This is a genomic window from Halorubrum salinum, assembly GCF_024494575.1.
GTDB lineage: Archaea > Halobacteriota > Halobacteria > Halobacteriales > Haloferacaceae > Halorubrum > Halorubrum salinum.
Genome location: NZ_JANHDO010000001.1, coordinates 779,665 through 799,004 on the forward strand (window position 1 = coordinate 779,665; position 19,340 = coordinate 799,004).

Genomic DNA, 19,340 nt, shown 5'->3' on the forward strand with positions numbered 1-19,340 from the left:
GCACGCCCCGCGTCACAGCGCGCCCCAGAGGAGCCCCGCGAAGATGATCGCGTTGTACAGCCCGTGGGCGAGCCCGGGAACCAACACGTTCTCCGTCCGCTCGTAGAGCACTCCGAGGACCGCACCGAGGACGATCGTCACGCCCATGTACGCGACCTGCTCTGGAACGGTCCCCTCGACGCTCCCGTGAAGCGCGCCGAACATGACGGCCGCGATCAGGATCGCCGGCGCGGCGTCGAACGACCGCCGGAGTCCGCCTTGGACGACACCGCGAAGCAGCAGCTCCTCCGCCGGGCCGACGAGGAGGATCGAGACGACGATCATCGCGCCGTAGTACGCGACCGGGTCGCCGGCGGCCACCGTCGCCGGGTTCCGTCCGGTTCCGAGTCCGACCGCTCGGAGCCCGAACAACAGCCCGATCTGGAGGCCGTAAAGGAGGACGGCGGCACCGGCAACGATCCCGATCTCGCGAGCCGACGGCCGCGAGACCGAGACGAGCGTCCGCTGGTCCGTGATCACCAGATACCCGAGCACGCCGGGGAGGAACCCGGCGAAGCTCACGGCGGTCTGGAGGAGCGCGAACGCGTTCGTGTCCGCGGTGACGACGCCGACTCGCAGCGCGAGCGACGTGACCAACTGCGTGATCAGGCTGGTGAGGACGAGCGCGAACACGAGCGCGAACACCGCGCTCACCACGTGGACCAGTCGATCCACCGGGACCGGGAGGTCGTCCGTCATTGCCGTCCGTTGGACACACCGCGTGTTAGTCGCTCCGGAACCGCTCGTCCGTGAGCCGTCAGGACCGCTCGATCCGAAGCTCCCGCTTGTCGGCCACGGCGTCGGCCTCCGGGAAGTCGCCTCCACCGAGCAGCCCTCGGGCCGCCTTCTTCCCCCACTCGACCGCCGGCTGCGTGAACGTCGAGACGCTCGCCAGCTCGCCGTAGAGCACGCAGGCTGCCTCCATGCCGTACAGCAGCTCGCCGAGACTCCGTTCGTCGACGCGGTCGATCTCGACGCGGATGTTCGGAACGTCGGCGGCCGCGAGGCTCGCCTCTGTCGCCTCGAACTCCGCGTCGAGCAGGTCGCCGAGCGACGAGCCGCCGAGGTACGCGAGTCCGTCGAGGTCCGTCTCCGGAATCGCCGTCTCCGCCCGCTCCGCGGGGCGGACGAGCGAGACGAGCTTGTCCGGCGGCCCGGCGCGGTACAGCTGCAGCTGCGAGTGCTGGTCGGTCGCGCCGAGCGCGCGAGCCGGCGTCTGCCCGAGTCCGTCCTTCCCCAGACTCTCCGCCCACAGCTGCGCGAACCACTCCGCGAACGTCTCCAGCGACTCGGCGTACGGCATCACGGCGTTCGTGAGCGCGCCGCGCTCGGCCAGCGCGTACGCGGTCGCGCCGTACGCGTACGCGGGAGACTCGTACAGCGAGCCCGCGAGCGCGTCCATCCCGTCTCGACCGCCGGCGAGCACCGCCTCGATGTCGTGGCCCTGCAACGCCGGAACGGTGAGTCCGACCGTCGAGAGCGCAGTGAACCGTCCCGGAACCCCGTCCGGAACGTCGAGCGCCGGCAGGCCGTGCTCGTCGGCCAGAGAACGGAGGTTCCCCTCCTCTCCGGTGGTGACGATGGTCCGTTCGGTCCAGTCGACGCCGGCCTCGGTCATGGCCTCCCGGACGACGAGGAAGTTCGCGAGCGTCTCGGCGGTCGTCCCCGACTTCGACACGACGTTGACGACGGTCTCCGAGAGCGGCAGCTCCGAGAGCAGCGTCTCGACCGCGTCCGGATCCACGTTGTCGAGGAAGTACGCGTCGACGTCGCTCTCCAGCGCGTCCGCGATGGCCGCCGCGCCCAGCGCGCTCCCGCCGATGCCGACCGTGAGCACGGCCGCGGGCCGGTCGAACTGGTCCGCTACCGCGCGGATCGCTCCCGGATCCGTCGTCTCCGGAAGCGTCAGTGCGGCGTATCCGAACTCGTCCGACTCCATGCCGGCCGTGATCCGGTCGTGTGCGTCTGCGACGCGGTCGTCGAGTCGGTCGAGCGTTTCCTTCGTCACTCCCGGTGTCGTCTCTACCGTGTTGCCCAAGTCGACATCCATACCTCACGTGGCGGGCGACCGGGACTTAAGCGTGGGTCTCTCTCGGAAGAACAGCTATCGGCTACTCCGAAACGCGAAACGTTCGCGTGGTGTCTCTGTCGCCACGGACGACGGCGACTTCGACGAGACCCAGCGAGGTGAAGATGCGGTTCCAGTCGCGGTAGTACAGCGGGGTGTCTTCGTCGACGTAGTTCACGTCCGAGTCGGACGACGTATCGCGCACGGGCTCCTCGATCTCCGCCGTGACGAGGACGGAGTCGGTGATTCGAGCCACCTCCTCAAAGACCCACTCGACGTCGGGGTGGAGGTGCTGTAGCGTCTCGACCGAATACACCGCGTCAAACTGTCCGTCGTCGAACTCCTCGATGATCTCCTCTATCGGGCCGCAGTGAAACGTTCCGTCGTCGGCGAGTGTGGGATACGTTTCCCGCATCGTGTCGAACGCCTCGGGGTTGATGTCGACGCCTGAGAGGTCCTCGAAGCCGCCGTCGGCGAGATGCTTGAGATGACGACCGGGCCCACACCCGAGTTCGAGAACGGCCGCGTCTCGGGGGAGGTGCTCGGTGAGAATCTCGCGAACCACCGTACTCGTCTCGTTCGGACCGTAATGAGCGTAGTACGTTGGTGAGTATTCGCCCGCCCGGTCTGCCCACGCGTTTCGGACGGAATTGAGATCCACACGTATCAACACGAGTACCGATGTAAAACGCCGTCGAACGCCTCCTGATGTCCGACGGGTGAACGTGGCGGAACTCGCTCGGACCTGACTCAACGGCGTCAGTCGCTCCGGCGAGCGTGAAATCGGTGCAGCATCACCTCGGCTAACGCAGATCGGGAGACGGCGGGGACTGCCGGGGTAATCCCTGTCCGGACAAGCCACTCGGAGACGCGATACCGGTGTCTCTAGGGACGCAAAACGGCGAAATCGGGTGTCTGGGGAGTCCCAGCCAACCAATCTCGAACGATAGGTGCCCTGACGCGAACACGCACCCGAGGAACCGCATCCGAGCGCTGAGGAGAAGGGCAAGTACAGGTCTGATGTCTAATCTAGAGGGTGCTTTCTGCAGACTCAACACCAGCGACTTCGAAGCGTGCACCTCCCTCGGTCCCGCTCGTAACCCGTATGTCCCATCCATGAGCCTCAGCGATTCGCTGTACGATACTCAGGCCAAATCCAGTTCCCTCTGCATGTGTTGAATATCCCGGTTCGAACACAGACTCACGGTCATCGTCCGAGATCCCTGGACCGTCGTCCTCAATATAGAATCCATCATCCAATCCACCGACTGCTACGGTCACGTCATCTCCACCGTGTTCGACGGCATTTCGAATGAGGTTCTCGAAGAGCTGTTTGAGACGAGACGCGTTGGCTACGACTGTTCGGTCAGCCTCGATAACCAGCGAGGCATCACCCGTCTCAACGGTCTCCCAACACGTTTCGACGACTGGTGCGAGATCAGCGACCTTGGTATTACTCACAGCCTCTCCCTGTCGGGCCAATCGAAGCAAGTCCTCGATGAGAGTCGTCATCCGGCTGTGCGCTTGCTCGATAGCGTCCAAGTGTGGACTCTCACAGGTGTCCTGAGCCAGTTCGAGATGTCCCGTTGCGACGTTCAACGGGTTTCGAAGATCATGTGAGACAATGCTTACAAACTCCTCTAAGCGCTCGTTGGCCCGCTTTACCTCTTCGCGCTCCGTCACATCGATGTACATCGCTACTGTGCCCACGATCTCGTCCGACGCATCCCGACGGGGAACCGCTCGTAGCAACGTTTCGACGACCTCGCCGTCAGTAGCAATCAACTCACGGGGCTCCCTGGTGAACTCGCCTTCCAACGAGCGCTTGTATCCGCCATCGTCGAGCAGTGCCTCCTGAGAGTCAGGCGTGTAATACTCTGCGAGTTCGGTTCCAGTCAGGCGTTCCTTGTCGACCTCGAGCGTGTCTGCGAAGCCAGTGTTGCAATCTTCGATAACGGGCCGACCGTTCTCTGCTCGCGTAACGACCGCCATGACAGGTGCCTCCTCGAACAGCGTCTGGTACTGCCGTTCAAGCTGGGACGTTAGCTCTTCGAGTTCCGCAGTCTTCTGTTCGAGTTCGCGCTGGTACTGCCTCGACTCATCGACGTCAAGGTGAATACCGACAGCCCGGATCGGGTCGTCATCCGTATCCCGTTCGGTGATCTTCCCCACATCTCGAACCCACTTCCACCCCCCGTCCGCAGTTCGCATCCGATGTTCGGTATCGTAGTACTCCGTTCGCTGTCGGATATGCGCGTCAAGCGCAGCTTTGACGTCATCGAGATCATTCGGATGAACGCGCGTTTCCCACGCACGGAGGTGTGGGTCGATCTCGTCGAGAGTGTGACCAAGCATCTCGGCCCACTGGTCGTTGTACTCAACTTCGTCGGTGGTCATATCCCAGTCCCACACACCGATATTTGCCCCTTGGATCGCGAGTTCGAGACGAGTCGTGGTTTGTTCGAGGCGTTCCTCTCGCTCCTTGGTTGCGGTAATTTCGCTCATACTCACGACGTATCCCCCGAGTATGGTCGCCATCTGAGTGCTTCGCCTCGCTTCAAGCCAGATCCACGATCCATCTCCTCGGCGATAGCGAAACTCGGCGGAGACAGTCCCAGCGTCATCGGATCCGGAAGTCTCTGTGAATATGTTACGGACCGTCTGTCGATCCGACGGGTGGACGTGTTCAAACAGATTCTGTTCAATATCGTCACGAAGGATGTATCCAGTAACACGCTGAACCGATGGGTCTTCGTACAGAATCGCTCCCGACTCATCCACGACAAGAACGCTGTCAGGGAGATTCTCCACGAGTCTTTGACATTGTTCTTGTGACAAATCCATTATTGTCAACACAACTCAAGGACTGCTTAAGAATCCTCGCATTCAACGACTGTGAGCGATTCCGCGTCGTTGAGTTGCCGAGCCGGACCGTGCTCGTTCCCGTCGACGACGGCGACGACGAGTATTAGGCGAGTGAGGTGTCGAGCGACACGAAACGACGACCGGCCGAACCGCTTACGAACCTACCACGAGACACGAAACTATGACAGAGACAACCGACGACACGACCGATCAGATCGGAACGGACCGGCTGAACGACCTCGCCGAAGAGCACGGGATCGACTCGAGGCGGTGCGCGAGCTGGTCGAGACCGCGGACTCGGAGTGCTGGGAGTGCGGGCGGAGCACGGACGAGATAGAACCGATCGGCTCTGTTGACATCCTCTGTCAGTGATATGTTCTTGTAGCCACGCTGAATACGGTGTGCGAATGCGGAACAGTCGACCCTCGTGTTGGTCCTCTGGCTAGGTGGACAATCCGACGGTTAATAACTCCGCGTGTAGATGTCTTCTAGCATGTCGTTACCCCCGTTTATCGACCAAGAATCAGGTGAACTGGACCTCGGACAGATTCGAGCAGAGGTCTTCCCACTTGCCGGGCTGATCCTGTTGTTCGGGGGACTCGCGCTGCTCGTGTTTCTACTCACGCTACTGGCCGCTGGAAACTCGATACTCGGTGCATTTCTCGTCGTCGTTACGCAGTTTATTCTCGCCGTCGGCATCGGCATCGTGTCGATGTACGTCGTCGCGCGTGGAATACAACTTGCCGATGGGTAAGAACGATCTCGGCGTTCGGGCCGGTATTTTTGCCGAGGCAGCTCTGTTGAATTCCTTAGAAACTGATGCGAACTGCGTGAGATACGGAGTGTGTAGGCAGCAGAGGGAATCAAACTGAGTCAGTTTGCCAGCCGATGAACTTCTCGAACCCGTATGTGAATCCAAGGAATATCACGGCGAACACGAACCAACGAAAGGCATCGAACGTACCTGTAAACGCGAGGACGTTGAAGATATACGATAACGACGCTCCAACAAACGCCGCTACATACAGGTTACGCCGGTTGTCCATACTGAACGCTCAACAGGACGTGAATTAATTCTTATCCTACCTATGCTAGATCGTAGCAACCCGATCAATTGAGTTTCACCGTCTAGTGCCGTGAGGTATACGCGCTAGCTCTGTTGAAATACTTAAGAACTGTAGAACTGGCGTGCGAGATACAGAGGGGGTATACAGCACAGAGATACTGTTGCAGTAACTCGGGCCGACACCGGGAGTGCCACGGTGCCACACGGAAAATCAGCGTAATTCAAGGTGGAGCCTCCGACCTCAAGGAGCGACTGAAGGGAGCGAGTAGGGTAGGGTAGTTTACCTCACACTCTTTGACAGCTCCGCCCCCGCCTTGAACTTCACATCCTGCGACGCCCGACTCGCACTCATCAAGTGAAGAACCGGTGCATCCACCGCCACATGCGTCACAAACCGATAATTCTCTCCCGACTCATTATCATCCCCAGTCGCCCTCCCGCCCGGCCGCTTCCGAAGGAGAATGTCGTTACCCTGTGACTCCGAAAGCACTCCACGCTGAACCAACTCATCGACCGTTCCAGAATCAATTCGCGCCCCCCGCCAAGCACGCTCACCAGACACCGACCGCTTCACTAAGTCACCGAACCCATCACCATCACTGTCAAAATCGAAACAGCACTCCATACCAATCACCTCCGTCGGACCAGCCATCGACAACACCGTCACCGACTCCTCATACAACGCAGCATCATCGATAACCCACCCACCCGTGTACACGAGTTGGTCGTTGCTCTCACACCGCTGCACGTACAACAACGCAGGAAACGGCTCCGGACACCGCGGCGGCTGCACCATCACCTGAGACACCAACACACCCGTCGACGAACCAGACCCCGTCGTCCGCGCCCACACACCCGGCCCACACGGGTCATCATCCGCAGCAACGCACACCGTCTCAGACGCACCCTCAGCCGCCGGAGGCGTATTGATCACCGTCACCCTCCCATCCTCACCCCGAACGGCCTCAAGACCCCCACCAGTCGCCACCGGCCCCGTCACCTCCGAAACGAAGTGAGGCGTCGTCCCGCACACCGCACCCGGGTACACGCCAGGGTCTGTATCATCACAATCACCACCACCACGCGACTTCGTCGAAACGCTATTCGAGAGCGATTCGGGGGGACCAGAACTGCCCATCAGGTAGTTGATGAGCCGCTCCGGCGTCACCTCCTCACGAATGCTCCCATTCCCACCCGGAACCTCCGCATCAGGCAAACACACCGAGAACCGCTCAGCAACAATCGGTTCACCACCCAGATACGCGACGAGGTCAGCATCCTCCTCAGAACCGTCACCGACACCATCACCATCAGAATCTGAATCCGTATCCCCCGCCTGCGTCTTCCGCTTGTTGCTCCGCGACGAATTGTAGTCCTGAGCCATCACCGCAGAAGACGTAACCCACCCCTCCAACTCGACATCCCCAAGCTGCCCGGCAGACACCGTTGGAGCCAACCGACTCACGTGCGGGCTCCCCGGAGCCATCATAAACGTGACTTCCGTGTCATCATCATTCCAGTCTGTCCCTGCGAACACTGCCGCAGGCGACGAGCCCGTGTTCGTCACTGACGACGCAACTTGATTCAGACAGCCAGCGAGTCCCCCAACTACAATAACCCCGCTCGCTGCGAGTAGTGACCGACGGCTGACGGTCGTACGTGGCACAGTATCTCGGTGGCTGTTGCGTCTCTCTGAACACATAATCAAACAGTAGAGGGCACGCGCTATCATAAATTTTCTTATACTTGTGACTTGTTAACAGGAAATTCGGAGGCCGACTCGCGCTCTGTATTCATCACGGCTCCAGGAACGTATCACCGGTTGAGGATTTCAACAGAGCCTACGCGCTCTATATTCAGCACAACCGAGAGAACATATAACCGATTAAGGAGGTCAACAGGGCCGCTGAGGCGATGTTTTAACACCCTGTCGTCCTACCGGATGGGGTATGGCGTAGTCATCTATCCGGATCGCGACGGATCTTCACGCCGAGCCGCATATCGAGGGGCAACGCGTGACCGTTCGACGAATCCAAGGGCTCGTCGAGGAAGCAGGACGCCCCGCCGAGGAAGTGGCCGGGCAGTTAGACCTCGATGCCGCCGAAGTCTACGGTGCCCTCCAATACTACCACAGCCATCCGGATGAGATGCGCGAAGCCGAGCGCGAGCAAGCCGAACGAGAGCAGCAGGCCCGAGAGGACGGCGCGAAGACACTCGCCGAACTCAAAGAAGAGCGTGCGTAGACCGGATGGAGTATCGGATTCTCGTCGACATCTCGACGCCGACAAGCGCGGGTCGATACCGGTACTGTACTACGGCGACGACACGATGGACACGTACGAGATCGCGGACCGCGTCGACGAGCTGATTACGTGGGTTCCCGATCCCGAGGATCTTCCGCCGGTTACGAGTTTGACAGAGTGGGAGTAGCCGGCGTCGCACGTGAGGCGACCTGACAAGCTTCCTTCTCGGGGTACCGTCCACGCCCATTCCGTGTTCTATCGGCGAAGAGGGTGCCCTACGGCCATCCTATAGGTTCCACGTGCGGAGCGATTACAGAAGAACTCGCGCTCCTTCTCGGCGGTGAAGGTCCCGGAGTAACCGAGGCTCACGCGCCGACACCTCCGGCTCCGCACGCCGCTGTACGGGACGGACCCGCGTTCGGTGACCTGTTCGGATTACGATTTAGGTCCTCCTTCTCAGGAGTGTTAGAATACCGAAATTGGGTGGCTGGGGAGTCCCAGCCCACCAATTCCGCACGGCCAGAGATCGTGCGTGCAGTAGGTGGGCCAACACGGGTAGCGGCTGAATGATCGGCGATGCCCCTCTTCGGTCGGAATCGAATTTGTCTCGTCGAAAGTCGCGTTCATGGTCAGAAATCCTCCGGCAAGTAGTCGGTCCGGCGGTACATCCGTTCGCGCTTGCTCGCCTTGTCGTAGTGCGTTTCCATCGTCTTCTCAGTCATGTCGACCCGGTCGCCAAGGACCGCTTTCGGCGTTCCCTCGTCGAGATAGGCCGTGACCGATCCTGTCCGGATCGCGTGCGGCGACCGCGAGGATGGACACTTACTCGCTTTGCGCGCCTCGGTCGCCTCGCACTCGTCAGGGTCGCGATCGTGGGGACACTCGACCCCGTACATACAGGGCCGGGTGATCCGGTACATATCCTGTTTCACTGTTCCGCGGGCGACGCGGCCGTGCGTCGTCGTCAGGATCGGAGCGCGATCGTAGTCGTCGACCACATCCTTCCGCGGGCCTTCGATGTACGCGATCAACGCGTCTCGGACCGAGTCATGAATCTGAACATCGCGCTCCGACCACTCGCCGTTTTTCAGCGGTGTCCCACTCTCAGGCCGGTGACGAACTTCGAGAACCGACTCTTCGCGATCGAAGTCGCCCAAGTCGAGCGCCCGGAGCCCACCGCGTCGCATCGACGTGCGCCATAGGAGTAGCAGCTCGACGTGCTCCCGCGAGGCGTACTGATACTGCCCCAGGTATTCGATTGCGGCCTCGGCTGCTCCCTTCTCTAGCAGATCGTCGTTCGACTGTTCCGACTTCGGGACGCTCGGGAGGATGATCTTCTCGTGAAGCCCCTCCTCGACGGCCTCGACGTTCGCACAAACACGGAGGAACTGCCGGAGCGTCGAGAGTTGACCCTGAAGAGAGATCGTTTTGAGCCCATCCTCTTCGCGGCGCTTGATTCGGTAGTTGTGGAGATCGAGCCCATCCAGCTCCGCCATGCTCCGTATCCCATTGTCTTCGCACCACTCGACGAACTGATCGACACGATATCGATGAGATTTGAGCGTCGACGTGCTCACTTCCTCGCGTCGCTGATCGAGGTAGAGATCTCGCGCGACCGACGGCGGTATCTCTTGAAGACCGTCGTCGCTCACTCTGATCCCTCCGTTTTGTCGTCATCCTTGTTATCGCACATCGCAAGCTGCTCTGCGATCCGACGTGCGTGTCCGCGATTCTTGTCGGTCATTCGTTCCTCCAACACCGCTGATTTCCACGGTGTTTCTGAAGGCCGCGAGCCGTCCGCCAAACCGTACCACACGAACACACGAATCGGCCTTCCCACCGGGTAAGACGTGTCTGACTCATGCGGGGTCCATCCATCCCGCAGTGAGTCGATCCCAGCAGTCGACGTGAAGTGCGTACGAGTCGATCCGAGTGAACGACTCTCGTCCGGGCTTCTCTTCTGCGTCGACCCATCTGTGATAGTCGTCCGGCTCGAATCGACCGCCACAGATCGCACAGTAGAGGGTCATCATGACGTTCCCTCATCATCGAGATCGCGGTCGTAGGGACCGAGCGGCGTCACGAGCCGAACTCGCTCACGAGATAAGAGCGCACCCGTCTTGCGATCGCTCAGTGCGTAGAAAACGCCGTCGGCGTCGTCGCTCGACGCGCATTTCTGACACCAGAAATGGTGATTCGTGGGTTCCCACGAGCGGTGTCCGCGAGGGCACACGTATCGCCACCTGTCCTGCCGGTCTTCGATCCGCACGACTTCTTTCGGGACCATCGACTCAGGCCGACGGACGGTCGTTAAAAAGAGCCGATCCTGACGCGCGGAGTGAAACTGAAAGTGGTCGCCTCCGCTGCTTGTGTTGCGGTTCCTCGATCGATCGGGGATTTCAAGCCCCCGTGCGTTGTGTCCGAGCATGGCTTTCGTGGCCTAGACACGGAAGCCCACGCGGACCCGCTGTCTCCAGCAGCGGGGTCCGCTTTTGCGAACAACGGGACCCATCGAGGAGCGACGGGCCCGCGAGAGTGCTTCCGTATCAGACACTCACGGATACAGGGTATTTAATTTTGATGCTGTTCTCTATCAGTACCAAATGAGAAGTCAATCAAACACCGGAGATTACCACACAACTAAGACCTGCCTGACGGTATTTTCAGGCCATGAGGCCCGTGGTGAGTTGGATGACTAAGTCCGATGATGCTATCCTAGAGCTTCTCGACGAGTGCGGGATAGCGATCCCTCCCCGGGCGATCGCGTTCAACATCGAAAACGTGTCACGACCCACAATCGACAGACGGCTTCCGAAACTGGAAGCAGCGGATCTGGTCGAACGATACGACGATCCACAGGGATACACGCGGATCACGGACCGCGGGCATGCCTACCTCGCGGGTGAACTCGACGGCACCGAGCTAGAGTGATCCGACTCCGCGAGCCGGCGAGCAGCTGCCGCAGAGATCGTCACTCGGCCGTCGCCGACGCTCACGGGTTCGCCGGTCACATCAGTTAATACATCACGAAGGTCGTCCAGATACGCGCGTGACCGGTCTTCCTGAATGACTCGCGTGTCTTTCGTCTCGTACGTGAGCGCGCGGTGACTGACGTAGATTCGGGCGAACGATTCACGAACTGGTTTCGGTACGTCCCACACGATCTGCGGGAACGAGTCGAGCCCCGCCTTCTCTCCGACCGGGGCACCGATCGCGACGAGACAGCGACCGAGCACCGACGCGTCGCCGGCCGGAACCACCTCCGTCGCGCGGTTGTCTACGTCGGAGTTGCGGGTGAGAATACCGATATCGAGCGTCTCGAAGACCGAGCGCACCTCATCGGTCGTTACCGAGTCGTCGACGGCTATCGCGGGGACGAACGTGTCGTTGATGCTGCCGCCCGCGAGGACGTGCGCGAGGAGGTCGACGAACGCGGCAGTGGTCGCCTCGTCCGGATCGAGCCAGCCGTGACCGATCGCCGTCTGGATACCTCGAACAGAATCTGGCGTGCTACCGTCGAGCCATCCTCGAACGCGACCGGGAGGAAGGTCGAGGGCGTTTCCGACGCGTGTTCGGCCGTGTTTCGGGTGTTCTGCGGCGTACTCGCGGACGCGGCGATAGTCGAGGACTTTCTGCCACGGGTCGGGGTACTCGCGGTCGCTGTAGGTCCGAGCGAGGGCCTGCGCCGTGGGTGACATACCCACGAGTCAGGGCAGAAACACCTTGAACGTAGCGGGATAGTTTTCAACGCTGAGATTTTGATCAACACGTACATATACCAGATTCGCGTAGTATCAAGTAGCCAGCAACCCGACGGACGCGACCGCGGTAGGTCGTACTCGCGTCTTCGGCCGACGCTGGGTGCAAACCATGAAACTATTCAACCAAAACACAGCGGACGACCGCGCCGTGAGTCCTGTTATAGGGGTTATACTTATGGTCGCAATCACCGTCATCCTCGCGGCCGTTATCGGGACCTTCGTTCTCGGACTCGGCGATCAGCTAGGCGACACTGCGCCGCAGGCGAGCTTTGATGTCGACGAGGCTACTGCCAACACAGCTGATGGCAATGTTAGTCTCACTCTCACGAAAACCGGTGGACAAGACCTAGATGCAAGAGACTTAGTATTGAGTGTTGACGGCACACGGTCCAACAACAGTGTCGAATCTGGACTGAGTTCGAATACGTGGCAGACTGGCCAAGCAGTGAGGTTCACTGACGAGGGTGACGCTACGAGCTACAATTCAGGTGAGAGGGTCACGGTCAGATTGATCCACGACCCATCCGGAAACGCGATTTACTCGACGACGCTCACAGCCGAGTAACTCGCGTCTGAATTCACCGCCACCGGCTTTCTATTTGAGTCCTGTACCGCAACCCAAGCACATCGGTGTTGAACTGCTGGATCGTCGCGGGGGCCAGTTCATCGCGGGCGGTGCAGATGTTTTCTTCTGACTGAATCAGGTGTGCGAGAGCTGCATCAATAACGACACTCATCGGTGGATCGTCGTCGGGACCACTCGCCACGATCTCGCTCGCTTTTTCGAGTTGACGCTCGCGTTCGTCAGTGAGCTTGAGACTTGTTCGACGGCTCATTCATAACTCTCCGTATGCACGGGGGTCACTATCCCGATGATCTGCGGTGACTGAACCCCTTCGCGTTCAAATAGTGGGGAGTGATCACCGGAATGATCACTATGCGAACCCCGCCCGACCCACCTCGGTTTGATGCACCTCTTTCGGTTGGTACCGCTCGCGAGGTGCATAGATCGAGGATCGTGAATACATCTGCGTCGAACCCCACGGGGTCGGTCTGAGATCACCACTGCACGGGGATTCATCCGTGAACACGCTCCGGGAGTTCCGGGATTCCGTCATCGTCGATAGCGCGGACCACATACACGCCGCGACCGAGTCGCTGGACGTGCATATGCTGGTCCGTCGGTATCTCTCCGTCGTCGAGAACTCCGTCCAGGTCTAGCTCGCCCTTGTCGAGTGTCACTCGGGGCGTTCCGTCGCAGTCTACGAGCTTTCTCAAGGCAGACATGGCCGTCGCAGGCACGGTGGGGTACAAAACAGTACCGGCGTATCCACCGCGTGCATACGGGATACCCACAAAACTCGGGTATAAACGTCCCGCCGTGGCCGTCTCGCGCGCATGGCGAAACTGCAATTCGACGCGCTCGACGCTTCCCTCCTCGTTACGGGAATCGCGAGCGCGTTCATGCTCGTCGGTATCGCGACGTTCAACCTATTCGACGTGGACTTCGCCGCGACGGTGTTCGCTCCGGCCGGTCTCCCGCTATCGACAGCGTGGGTGCTCGGCTACGGAAGCATCGTCGGGACGATCGTCACTAACGAAAACACCGAGTTCAACACTCTGAGCGACGACATTCAGGGTCTACAGGGGTACTACCTCATCGCGGCCGTCGCGACGCTCGCACTTCCTATCGCGTTCGTCGTCTTCCCTGACTCCGTCGGGGCGTTCTTCGAGAGCAAGGACCTGTGGGGCGTGCTCTACGTCGTCGTGGTCACGAGCGGTCAGGCCGCGCTGGGGTGGATGCTATGAGTTCGATCTGGGACGGAGAGGATACGATCGCTGGCGCGATCTGGATTCTCACGTCGATCGGCGCGGTCAACTGGGGCCTCGTGGAGTTCGGAGACTACAATGCGGTTGCCGAGCTGGGCGCGGCCGTCGGCGAACCCGCCGTCGCGACCGGCGTCTACGCGGTCGTGGCTATCGCGGGCGTGATCACGCTCGCCGACCACATGGGTGTCTACGACGTGACGGACGTCGTCGACAGCTTCCGGGGTGATGACTCGTGAACCGCAACACAAGCGCACGGCTCGCGGTCGCGCTCGTCGTACTCGTAGCCGGGCTCGGGCTCGGAATCGCGGGCGTCGCCGCACAAGACGACTCGACGACGCTCGTCGACGAACCGATCGATCCGACGAACGAAACACAGTCGATCTATCTCGACGCGACCGGCGTTGAGGACATGAACGGGAGTTCGCCGGTGAACGTGACCGTGACCGTCGAAGGGCTCACAGAGAACGAGACCGCGGGCAACGGGACGCAGATCGACACGGCGACGCTCTCGGTCGCGAACGGCTCGACCGAATCGTACGATTACGCGCTCGCTGAGTCGGATCGTGACTACGACGAGCTGCGACTGACCGCTGAGACGGCGACCGTCGACGACGCGGATCTCATCGCGTCGACGGACTGGGGGACGCTCGAACGAGTGAGCGGCGGCGCGGGGCTCGGTCTCGGCGGTGGCTCCTCGACTGGGCTCCTCGTCGCGATCGTCGCGATCGTCGGCTTCCTCTACTTCCGTGAGGACTGATTCATGACCGCAACACAAGCAGATCGGCGGATGACTCGACGGGGGGTAATGCGAGCGACGGCCGTCGGGATCGGCGCGGCGGCAGGAATGGGCGCGGTCGGATCGACGGCGGGGACGGTCGAAGCGATCGACTGGAAAGACGCGGGAACAATCGCGGCGAGTGGACTCCTCGGCGGTCCGGTTGGGCTCGCGTGGGCAATTCGTGAGGTGACGGTTTCTAACTCGGAGCCGCTCGATGAGGGCCTTACTCCCGATGCGTACAAGCAGGCAGTCCTTGAGGCAGGGAAAGCCGCTCAAAGCCGAAATGCGTCGACGATTATAGACAACCAAAATCTACTGTCGGGCGCAGAGAATATCGCATACACCGAAGGCAAAATAGCGGCTCTCGAAGCATTGAACAATCAAAAAAGCGAATCTGAGGTATTGTCTGCGGCCACTACCGCGGTCGATTCTCACGCGACAATTGTTAAGAAGAATCTGTTAAAATCGTGGAACGAATCGGTCAATCAGGTTGAATCTCTGAATAGTCGCGCGTCCGAATTCACCGATGTTGATCCGCCTCTAACCTTACGCTGGTCGATTGATGGGGGTTCCGCTGGTACCAGACCAATCCTGCACAATACTGTTTCCCATACGCTCCCGGATGGCTCTACGTTCGACCTAGAGCAGATCGAGGGTGAAGATGAAGGATACAAACTGAGTCCTGTGTCTGCTTCGTCTGAATCCGTCGGAGTTGTGTTCGTAGGAGCCAGTGGTATCGATCTTCTCTATCTGGAATTTGCTGATTGGGGTTCTATATTCGACTCCATGACGAGCACGTTCGAAAACGTTCGATCTGGTATCTCCACATGGGTCAGCAGCGTTTACGGCGACGTTCAGAGTGGAGAGATAGAAATATCGGAACTGATCACTCCACAAGATCGCGCGGCGATGCTTTCAGAAGAGGAATCGGAAGCGCAAGCGATCGCAGATCTGGCCGCGCTGAATATCCCAGTTGACTCCGAGCGCGAGGCAACGGTAACGGTCTCAGAGACGGGAGCAACGCTCACGGGGACGCTCGGGCTGACGGACTCGTCGGATGGACCGATCGAAGCGGGAACGACGTACGATCCGAGCACCTTCGCGGGCGACGTGTATCTGACGGCCGACGTGAGTCAAATAACGGGGACGTGGGACGCCTTCGAGACGGGCGTCGACGGCGGGACGATCACTCTCACGAGCGAACCCTACGAGGGGACGGTTCTGGACGTGACGACAACGGCAGGCGAGACCATCTCGATCCCGGCGAGCGACTGGACCGACAACGGGGACGGGACGTACTCGTACGACGCGAGCGGCGACCTAGAGACGGCCATCACCGAGGTTCAGTCAGTCGGGTATGCGTCCGCGTCGAGTGAGACAAACTACGAGACGATCGAACTCTCCAAGACGTTCACCGTCGACGCGCTCACGAACCGAGAGACCGGCGAGGAGGAATCGACGGCGACGTTCGACTCGTCAGAGCCGCAGACCGACTCGAACTACATCACTCAGGAGGAGTGGGACCAGCTCGAAGCACAGAATCAGGAACTCATAGACAAATACGAGGAGTCACAGAACGACGGCGGCGGGGGCGGAGCCGGTGCGGGCTTCTTCGATGGAGGCTCACCGGACATCGGTCTCATCGCCGCGGTGCTCGGCGGGCTCGGCGTGGTGTACGCGTTGTTCGTCGACGGCGGAGGTGGGTCGTAGCATGGTCAACCCGCTGACGCCGTACCTGTCGATTGTCTCGTTCGCGGTTGAGCCCGTCCTGAAGCTCGGCTTCGCCGCGGTCGTCGTCGGAATCGTGATGATAGCGTTCGGCTACGATCCGATCGGGCTCGCGTTCAGCGCGATCGAGTCGGCCGTTCGCTCGGCGATACCGGGTATCTGACCATGCGCCGAATTCTGATTCTTTGTGTTGCGGTGAGCCTCACAGCCGCTTGTGTTGCGGTCGGCGGAGCGGCCGCGCAGGGGACGAACGAGAGTGACGCCGATCCCGGTCTCGAAACGAACACGTCGGTCAACGTCGCGGAGCCCGAGACGTACGCCCAGGAGATCGACGCACAGACGCGTCTCGTCTCGTGGGAGTACGATTACGACCGCGACGGCTTCACGCTGTTATTCGAGACAGACGACTCGACACGTATCACGCTTACTGAAGCGGTCCAGTTCGGTGAAGGGTCCGGTTCCGGCCGGATCTACCAGCATCGACTCCCGGAGGGTCAGACCGAGGTGTTCGTCGCGGTCCCGCTCCGAGCGGGGCAGGCGGCCGTGACCATGACCACGCCCGGATCGATAGCGAACAACCGGTTCAGCTACGTCTCGACGGGACAGACGAGTCCGAACCGTCCGCCGATCGACTACGAGCGAGCGCAGTTACTCGTTATCTTGTCGGCGTTCGGCGGAGCCGGCCTCACGTATCGCGTCGTGAAGTACCGTCGCGAGGACGAACAGAAGGAGGTCGAGCAGATCCTATGAACGTCGACAACGCGAGCGGATGGCTCCGTGAGAACAAGATCCTCGTCGCCGGGCTTGTGTTGCTGTACGTCGCGGGAGCGGAACAACTGGGGTACGCGTACGTGTGGGAGATCGACGGCTTCGGCGTCGTCGCGACCGCGGGCGTCGTGGTCGCCGTCGCAGGATACATCGCCGGTGGCTACGTCGCCAATCTCCTTCCCGACGAGGAGGGAATCTATCTCGTCGCGTTCGACGCGAGCGACGACACCGGCGGCTCAGTCTACGAACTCAGCGAAGACCAGTTCGCGGACATGGAGGTGTTCGCGGGGACGCTGTTCGAGTGGCCGGTCGCCAAGCGCGTGTACGAGGTTCGCGAGTATCGACCCGAGGATAACGTCGCGGTCGCCAACTGGCGGGAGTCGGTCGCCGGTTCACAGCTGGCCGGCGACGTGAACGTGGCCGACGCGTTCGACCAGATCGCGGAACTCCGCGACGAGTTCGAGCGGGACGCGCGTCGAGGGCGACGTATCAAGCGACGGCTCCGGTCGATCACGCGGACGATCGACCGCCGTCGGCTCGAAGACCAAGAGGCGATACTCGATCCGACGCTGACGCCGTCGTTCGACGACGAGGAGGCGACGATCTCGGCGGTTATCGCCGACGAGCTACCCGAGGACCTGAAACCCGAGAGCATGAAAGCCGGAGACACTCCGAACACCGAGACGAACGGCCACGGCGAGACGATCGGCTTCGAGCTGCTAGACGAGGCCGAGGCGCTGGAGGTGGACGATGTCTAGGTTCCAACCCCGCCGGAGCGACCCGTACGGCCCATCCGATGATTCCAACTGGCAGGTGTTCTTTATCACCCTCTCACACGGCCTACTGGTGATTATCGGGTGGTCCGTTATGTCGGGAACGCCAGAAGGGTCGGCACTCAGTACCACCGCCGGCCTGCTGCTGATCGTCGCGATGGTCAACGGAGTCGGGTGGCTAATGGAACTGTTCAATCGATCCATGCTGAGAGTCGAAACGAGGGGGTACGATGAGCGATAAGTCGTCGGCGTACGCGGCGGCTGAACTCGGCTCGAAGCTCCGCGGCGAGGACCCGGGCGAGCACGTCCGCTCGTACGCGGGACTCATCGACGACCGGCAGACGCTCCGCGTGCTCAACTACTACGACGGGCTCCTCGACGAGCCGATCGAGGAAACGCGGATCGGCCGGCTCATCATCTCGAACGCGGCGACCGAGACGATCGACGGTGCGGTGCGCCACGGCTCGGTGTCGCAGATGAAGTCGGCGACCGGGCTCACGGGCCAAGAGCGCGAGGGCGGCGACCTGTACCGCGACGCCGCGGAGGAACTCTCACACGAGGGAGCGATCGGGCTCGTCTTCGGCGCTCCGGGAAGCGGGAAGACCGCGACGACGCTGGACGTGGCGATGGCGTGGAAGATTCGAACGGGCGGCGCGCTCATCGGAAACACGTCGTGGGATGGCTTCGACCGCGTCGTGCGCTCCGACCGCGAGATGCTCGAAGCGATGGCGTCGATCAAAGGCCCGGTGCTCGCGATCCTCGATGAGATCGCACAGGAACTCTCGGGGTTCGGCTCGGGGAACAAGGCGGCCGAGCAGTTCTCTGATTCGTTGCTTTTCATCCGCAAGAAGGAGGCGAAACACGGTCCGCATCCGAAACGCGGGAGCGTGCTGCTCGTCGGGCACACGCGGACGAAAACGGCGAAATCGATTCGTCGAGTCGCGTCGCTCGCGATCGAAAAGCCGTCGCGCTCCGATCCCGGCCGGGCTCGGCTCTTGGAGAGCGAGGGCGGCAAGGACGTATGGGACGATGCGGCCGACTACAAGGGTCTGACCGACACCGCAGAAGACTACCCGGAACACGAGCCCAGCGAGTTCGAGATCGAACTCGTCGACGACGGCGACGACGGTGAGGCGGTCGACGCCGATTCGGTCCGGCGCGAGGAAGCCGTGAGCAAAGCGATCCGCGCGGTGGAGAATCACGGCATGACGTACGCCGAGGCGGGCGATCTCGTGGGATACTCCGCGGCGTGGGTGTCGGACCGCATGGCTGAATACAGGAACGGCGACCACGGCGAGGTGGTGAACGATGCTGTCGCGTGAATCGACAGACGCGACGGCGGTTCACTCGTTCATTCAGACGCCCGCCCCGGCGCATACCTCTGTTTATACGCGTGCGATCCGGGCGGGGTGTGTGTATCC

24 protein-coding genes are annotated in these 19,340 nt (G+C 61.0%); 12 read left to right on the forward strand and 12 right to left on the reverse strand.

Going from position 1 to position 19,340, the window contains the following annotated elements; all coding sequences use genetic code 11:
* Nucleotides 1-12: 12 nt before the first annotated feature.
* From NO930_RS04180 to NO930_RS04195, 4 genes are all read right to left on the reverse strand, one after another.
* Nucleotides 13-738, reverse strand: coding sequence for a CPBP family intramembrane glutamic endopeptidase (locus NO930_RS04180; protein ID WP_256402590.1), 726 nt, complete (start codon nt 736-738; stop codon nt 13-15).
* 58 nt (nt 739-796) lie between these two features.
* Nucleotides 797-2,089, reverse strand: coding sequence for a glucose-6-phosphate isomerase (locus NO930_RS04185; RefSeq protein WP_256402591.1), 1,293 nt, complete (start codon nt 2,087-2,089; stop codon nt 797-799).
* Between the two features lie 61 nt (nt 2,090-2,150).
* A complete protein-coding gene (locus NO930_RS04190; RefSeq protein ID WP_256402592.1) occupies nt 2,151-2,768 on the reverse strand; it encodes a class I SAM-dependent methyltransferase in 618 nt (205 codons plus the stop codon).
* Between the two features lie 368 nt (nt 2,769-3,136).
* A complete protein-coding gene (locus NO930_RS04195) occupies nt 3,137-4,951 on the reverse strand; it encodes a PAS domain-containing sensor histidine kinase (RefSeq protein ID WP_256402593.1) in 1,815 nt (604 codons plus the stop codon).
* Nucleotides 4,952-5,465: 514 nt separating this feature from the next.
* Here NO930_RS04195 and NO930_RS04200 point away from each other — a divergent pair.
* On the forward strand, nt 5,466-5,726 hold the full coding sequence (locus NO930_RS04200) for a hypothetical protein (RefSeq protein ID WP_256402594.1): 261 nt from the start codon (nt 5,466-5,468) through the stop codon (nt 5,724-5,726).
* A gap of 109 nt (nt 5,727-5,835) precedes the next feature.
* Here NO930_RS04200 and NO930_RS04205 read toward each other — a convergent pair whose 3' ends face one another.
* Complete coding sequence (locus tag NO930_RS04205; RefSeq protein WP_137783745.1) at nt 5,836-6,018, reverse strand: hypothetical protein; 183 nt, start codon at nt 6,016-6,018, stop codon at nt 5,836-5,838.
* Nucleotides 6,019-6,318: 300 nt separating this feature from the next.
* On the reverse strand, nt 6,319-7,422 hold the full coding sequence (locus NO930_RS04210) for a hypothetical protein (protein WP_256402595.1): 1,104 nt from the start codon (nt 7,420-7,422) through the stop codon (nt 6,319-6,321).
* A gap of 586 nt (nt 7,423-8,008) precedes the next feature.
* On the opposite strand from NO930_RS04210, the gene NO930_RS04215 reads away from it, so the two are divergent.
* Entirely contained in the window at nt 8,009-8,281 is a 273-nt protein-coding gene (locus NO930_RS04215) for a DUF433 domain-containing protein (RefSeq protein WP_256402813.1), read from the forward strand.
* 629 nt (nt 8,282-8,910) lie between these two features.
* Here NO930_RS04215 and NO930_RS04220 read toward each other — a convergent pair.
* From NO930_RS04220 to NO930_RS14140, 3 genes are all read right to left on the reverse strand, one after another.
* A complete protein-coding gene (locus NO930_RS04220; RefSeq protein WP_256402596.1) occupies nt 8,911-9,933 on the reverse strand; it encodes a tyrosine-type recombinase/integrase in 1,023 nt (340 codons plus the stop codon).
* Between the two features lie 207 nt (nt 9,934-10,140).
* Nucleotides 10,141-10,314, reverse strand: coding sequence for a hypothetical protein (locus NO930_RS04225; protein WP_256402597.1), 174 nt, complete (start codon nt 10,312-10,314; stop codon nt 10,141-10,143).
* Nucleotides 10,311-10,568: a hypothetical protein gene (locus NO930_RS14140; protein WP_425601439.1), complete on the reverse strand. Its 258-nt coding sequence runs from the start codon at nt 10,566-10,568 to the stop codon at nt 10,311-10,313. Before NO930_RS14140 ends, NO930_RS04225 begins: the two co-directional genes overlap by 4 nt.
* Before the next feature lie 404 nt (nt 10,569-10,972).
* On the opposite strand from NO930_RS14140, the gene NO930_RS04230 reads away from it, so the two are divergent.
* A complete protein-coding gene (locus NO930_RS04230) occupies nt 10,973-11,212 on the forward strand; it encodes a helix-turn-helix domain-containing protein (RefSeq protein ID WP_256402598.1) in 240 nt (79 codons plus the stop codon).
* Here the strand turns inward: NO930_RS04230 and NO930_RS04235 are convergent.
* Nucleotides 11,173-11,979, reverse strand: coding sequence for a hypothetical protein (locus NO930_RS04235; RefSeq protein WP_256402599.1), 807 nt, complete (start codon nt 11,977-11,979; stop codon nt 11,173-11,175). The genes NO930_RS04230 and NO930_RS04235 overlap by 40 nt on opposite strands.
* 172 nt (nt 11,980-12,151) lie before the next feature.
* Between NO930_RS04235 and NO930_RS04240 the strand changes: the two genes are divergently transcribed.
* The gene (locus tag NO930_RS04240) at nt 12,152-12,607 is read left to right on the forward strand and encodes a type IV pilin domain-containing protein (protein WP_256402600.1); all 456 of its coding nucleotides are present in this window, start codon (nt 12,152-12,154) and stop codon (nt 12,605-12,607) included.
* Nucleotides 12,608-12,620: 13 nt separating this feature from the next.
* Here the strand turns inward: NO930_RS04240 and NO930_RS04245 are convergent, their stop codons facing one another.
* Complete coding sequence (locus NO930_RS04245) at nt 12,621-12,878, reverse strand: DUF7386 family protein (protein ID WP_256402601.1); 258 nt, start codon at nt 12,876-12,878, stop codon at nt 12,621-12,623.
* Between the two features lie 241 nt (nt 12,879-13,119).
* Complete coding sequence (locus NO930_RS14170) at nt 13,120-13,329, reverse strand: DUF8053 family protein (RefSeq protein WP_486607623.1); 210 nt, start codon at nt 13,327-13,329, stop codon at nt 13,120-13,122.
* A 111-nt stretch (nt 13,330-13,440) separates the two neighbouring features.
* Here NO930_RS14170 and NO930_RS04255 point away from each other — a divergent pair, with 111 nt between their 5' ends.
* The 8 genes from NO930_RS04255 (at nt 13,441) to NO930_RS04290 (ending at nt 19,241) form a co-directional block, all read left to right on the forward strand.
* On the forward strand, nt 13,441-13,851 hold the full coding sequence (locus tag NO930_RS04255; protein ID WP_256402603.1) for a DUF8023 family protein: 411 nt from the start codon (nt 13,441-13,443) through the stop codon (nt 13,849-13,851).
* Nucleotides 13,848-14,108 (forward strand): DUF378 domain-containing protein, encoded by a 261-nt coding sequence (locus tag NO930_RS04260; RefSeq protein ID WP_256402604.1) that lies wholly within the window; start codon nt 13,848-13,850, stop codon nt 14,106-14,108. The genes NO930_RS04255 and NO930_RS04260 overlap by 4 nt, the downstream gene beginning before the upstream one ends.
* Entirely contained in the window at nt 14,105-14,629 is a 525-nt protein-coding gene (locus NO930_RS04265; protein WP_256402605.1) for a hypothetical protein, read from the forward strand. Before NO930_RS04260 ends, NO930_RS04265 begins: the two co-directional genes overlap by 4 nt.
* 48 nt (nt 14,630-14,677) lie before the next feature.
* Nucleotides 14,678-16,360 (forward strand): Env/VP5 family phage fusion protein, encoded by a 1,683-nt coding sequence (locus NO930_RS04270; protein ID WP_256402606.1) that lies wholly within the window; start codon nt 14,678-14,680, stop codon nt 16,358-16,360.
* Between the two features lies 1 nt (nt 16,361).
* On the forward strand, nt 16,362-16,541 hold the full coding sequence (locus tag NO930_RS04275; RefSeq protein WP_256402607.1) for a hypothetical protein: 180 nt from the start codon (nt 16,362-16,364) through the stop codon (nt 16,539-16,541).
* A gap of 32 nt (nt 16,542-16,573) precedes the next feature.
* Nucleotides 16,574-17,128 carry a DUF8063 family protein gene (locus tag NO930_RS04280; protein WP_256402608.1) on the forward strand — a complete coding sequence of 185 codons (555 nt, stop codon included), beginning with the start codon at nt 16,574-16,576 and terminating at the stop codon, nt 17,126-17,128.
* The gene (locus NO930_RS04285) at nt 17,125-17,904 is read left to right on the forward strand and encodes a DUF8125 domain-containing protein (RefSeq protein WP_256402609.1); all 780 of its coding nucleotides are present in this window, start codon (nt 17,125-17,127) and stop codon (nt 17,902-17,904) included. The genes NO930_RS04280 and NO930_RS04285 overlap by 4 nt, the downstream gene beginning before the upstream one ends.
* A gap of 245 nt (nt 17,905-18,149) precedes the next feature.
* Nucleotides 18,150-19,241, forward strand: coding sequence for a hypothetical protein (locus NO930_RS04290; protein ID WP_256402610.1), 1,092 nt, complete (start codon nt 18,150-18,152; stop codon nt 19,239-19,241).
* Nucleotides 19,242-19,340: the final 99 nt, after the last annotated feature.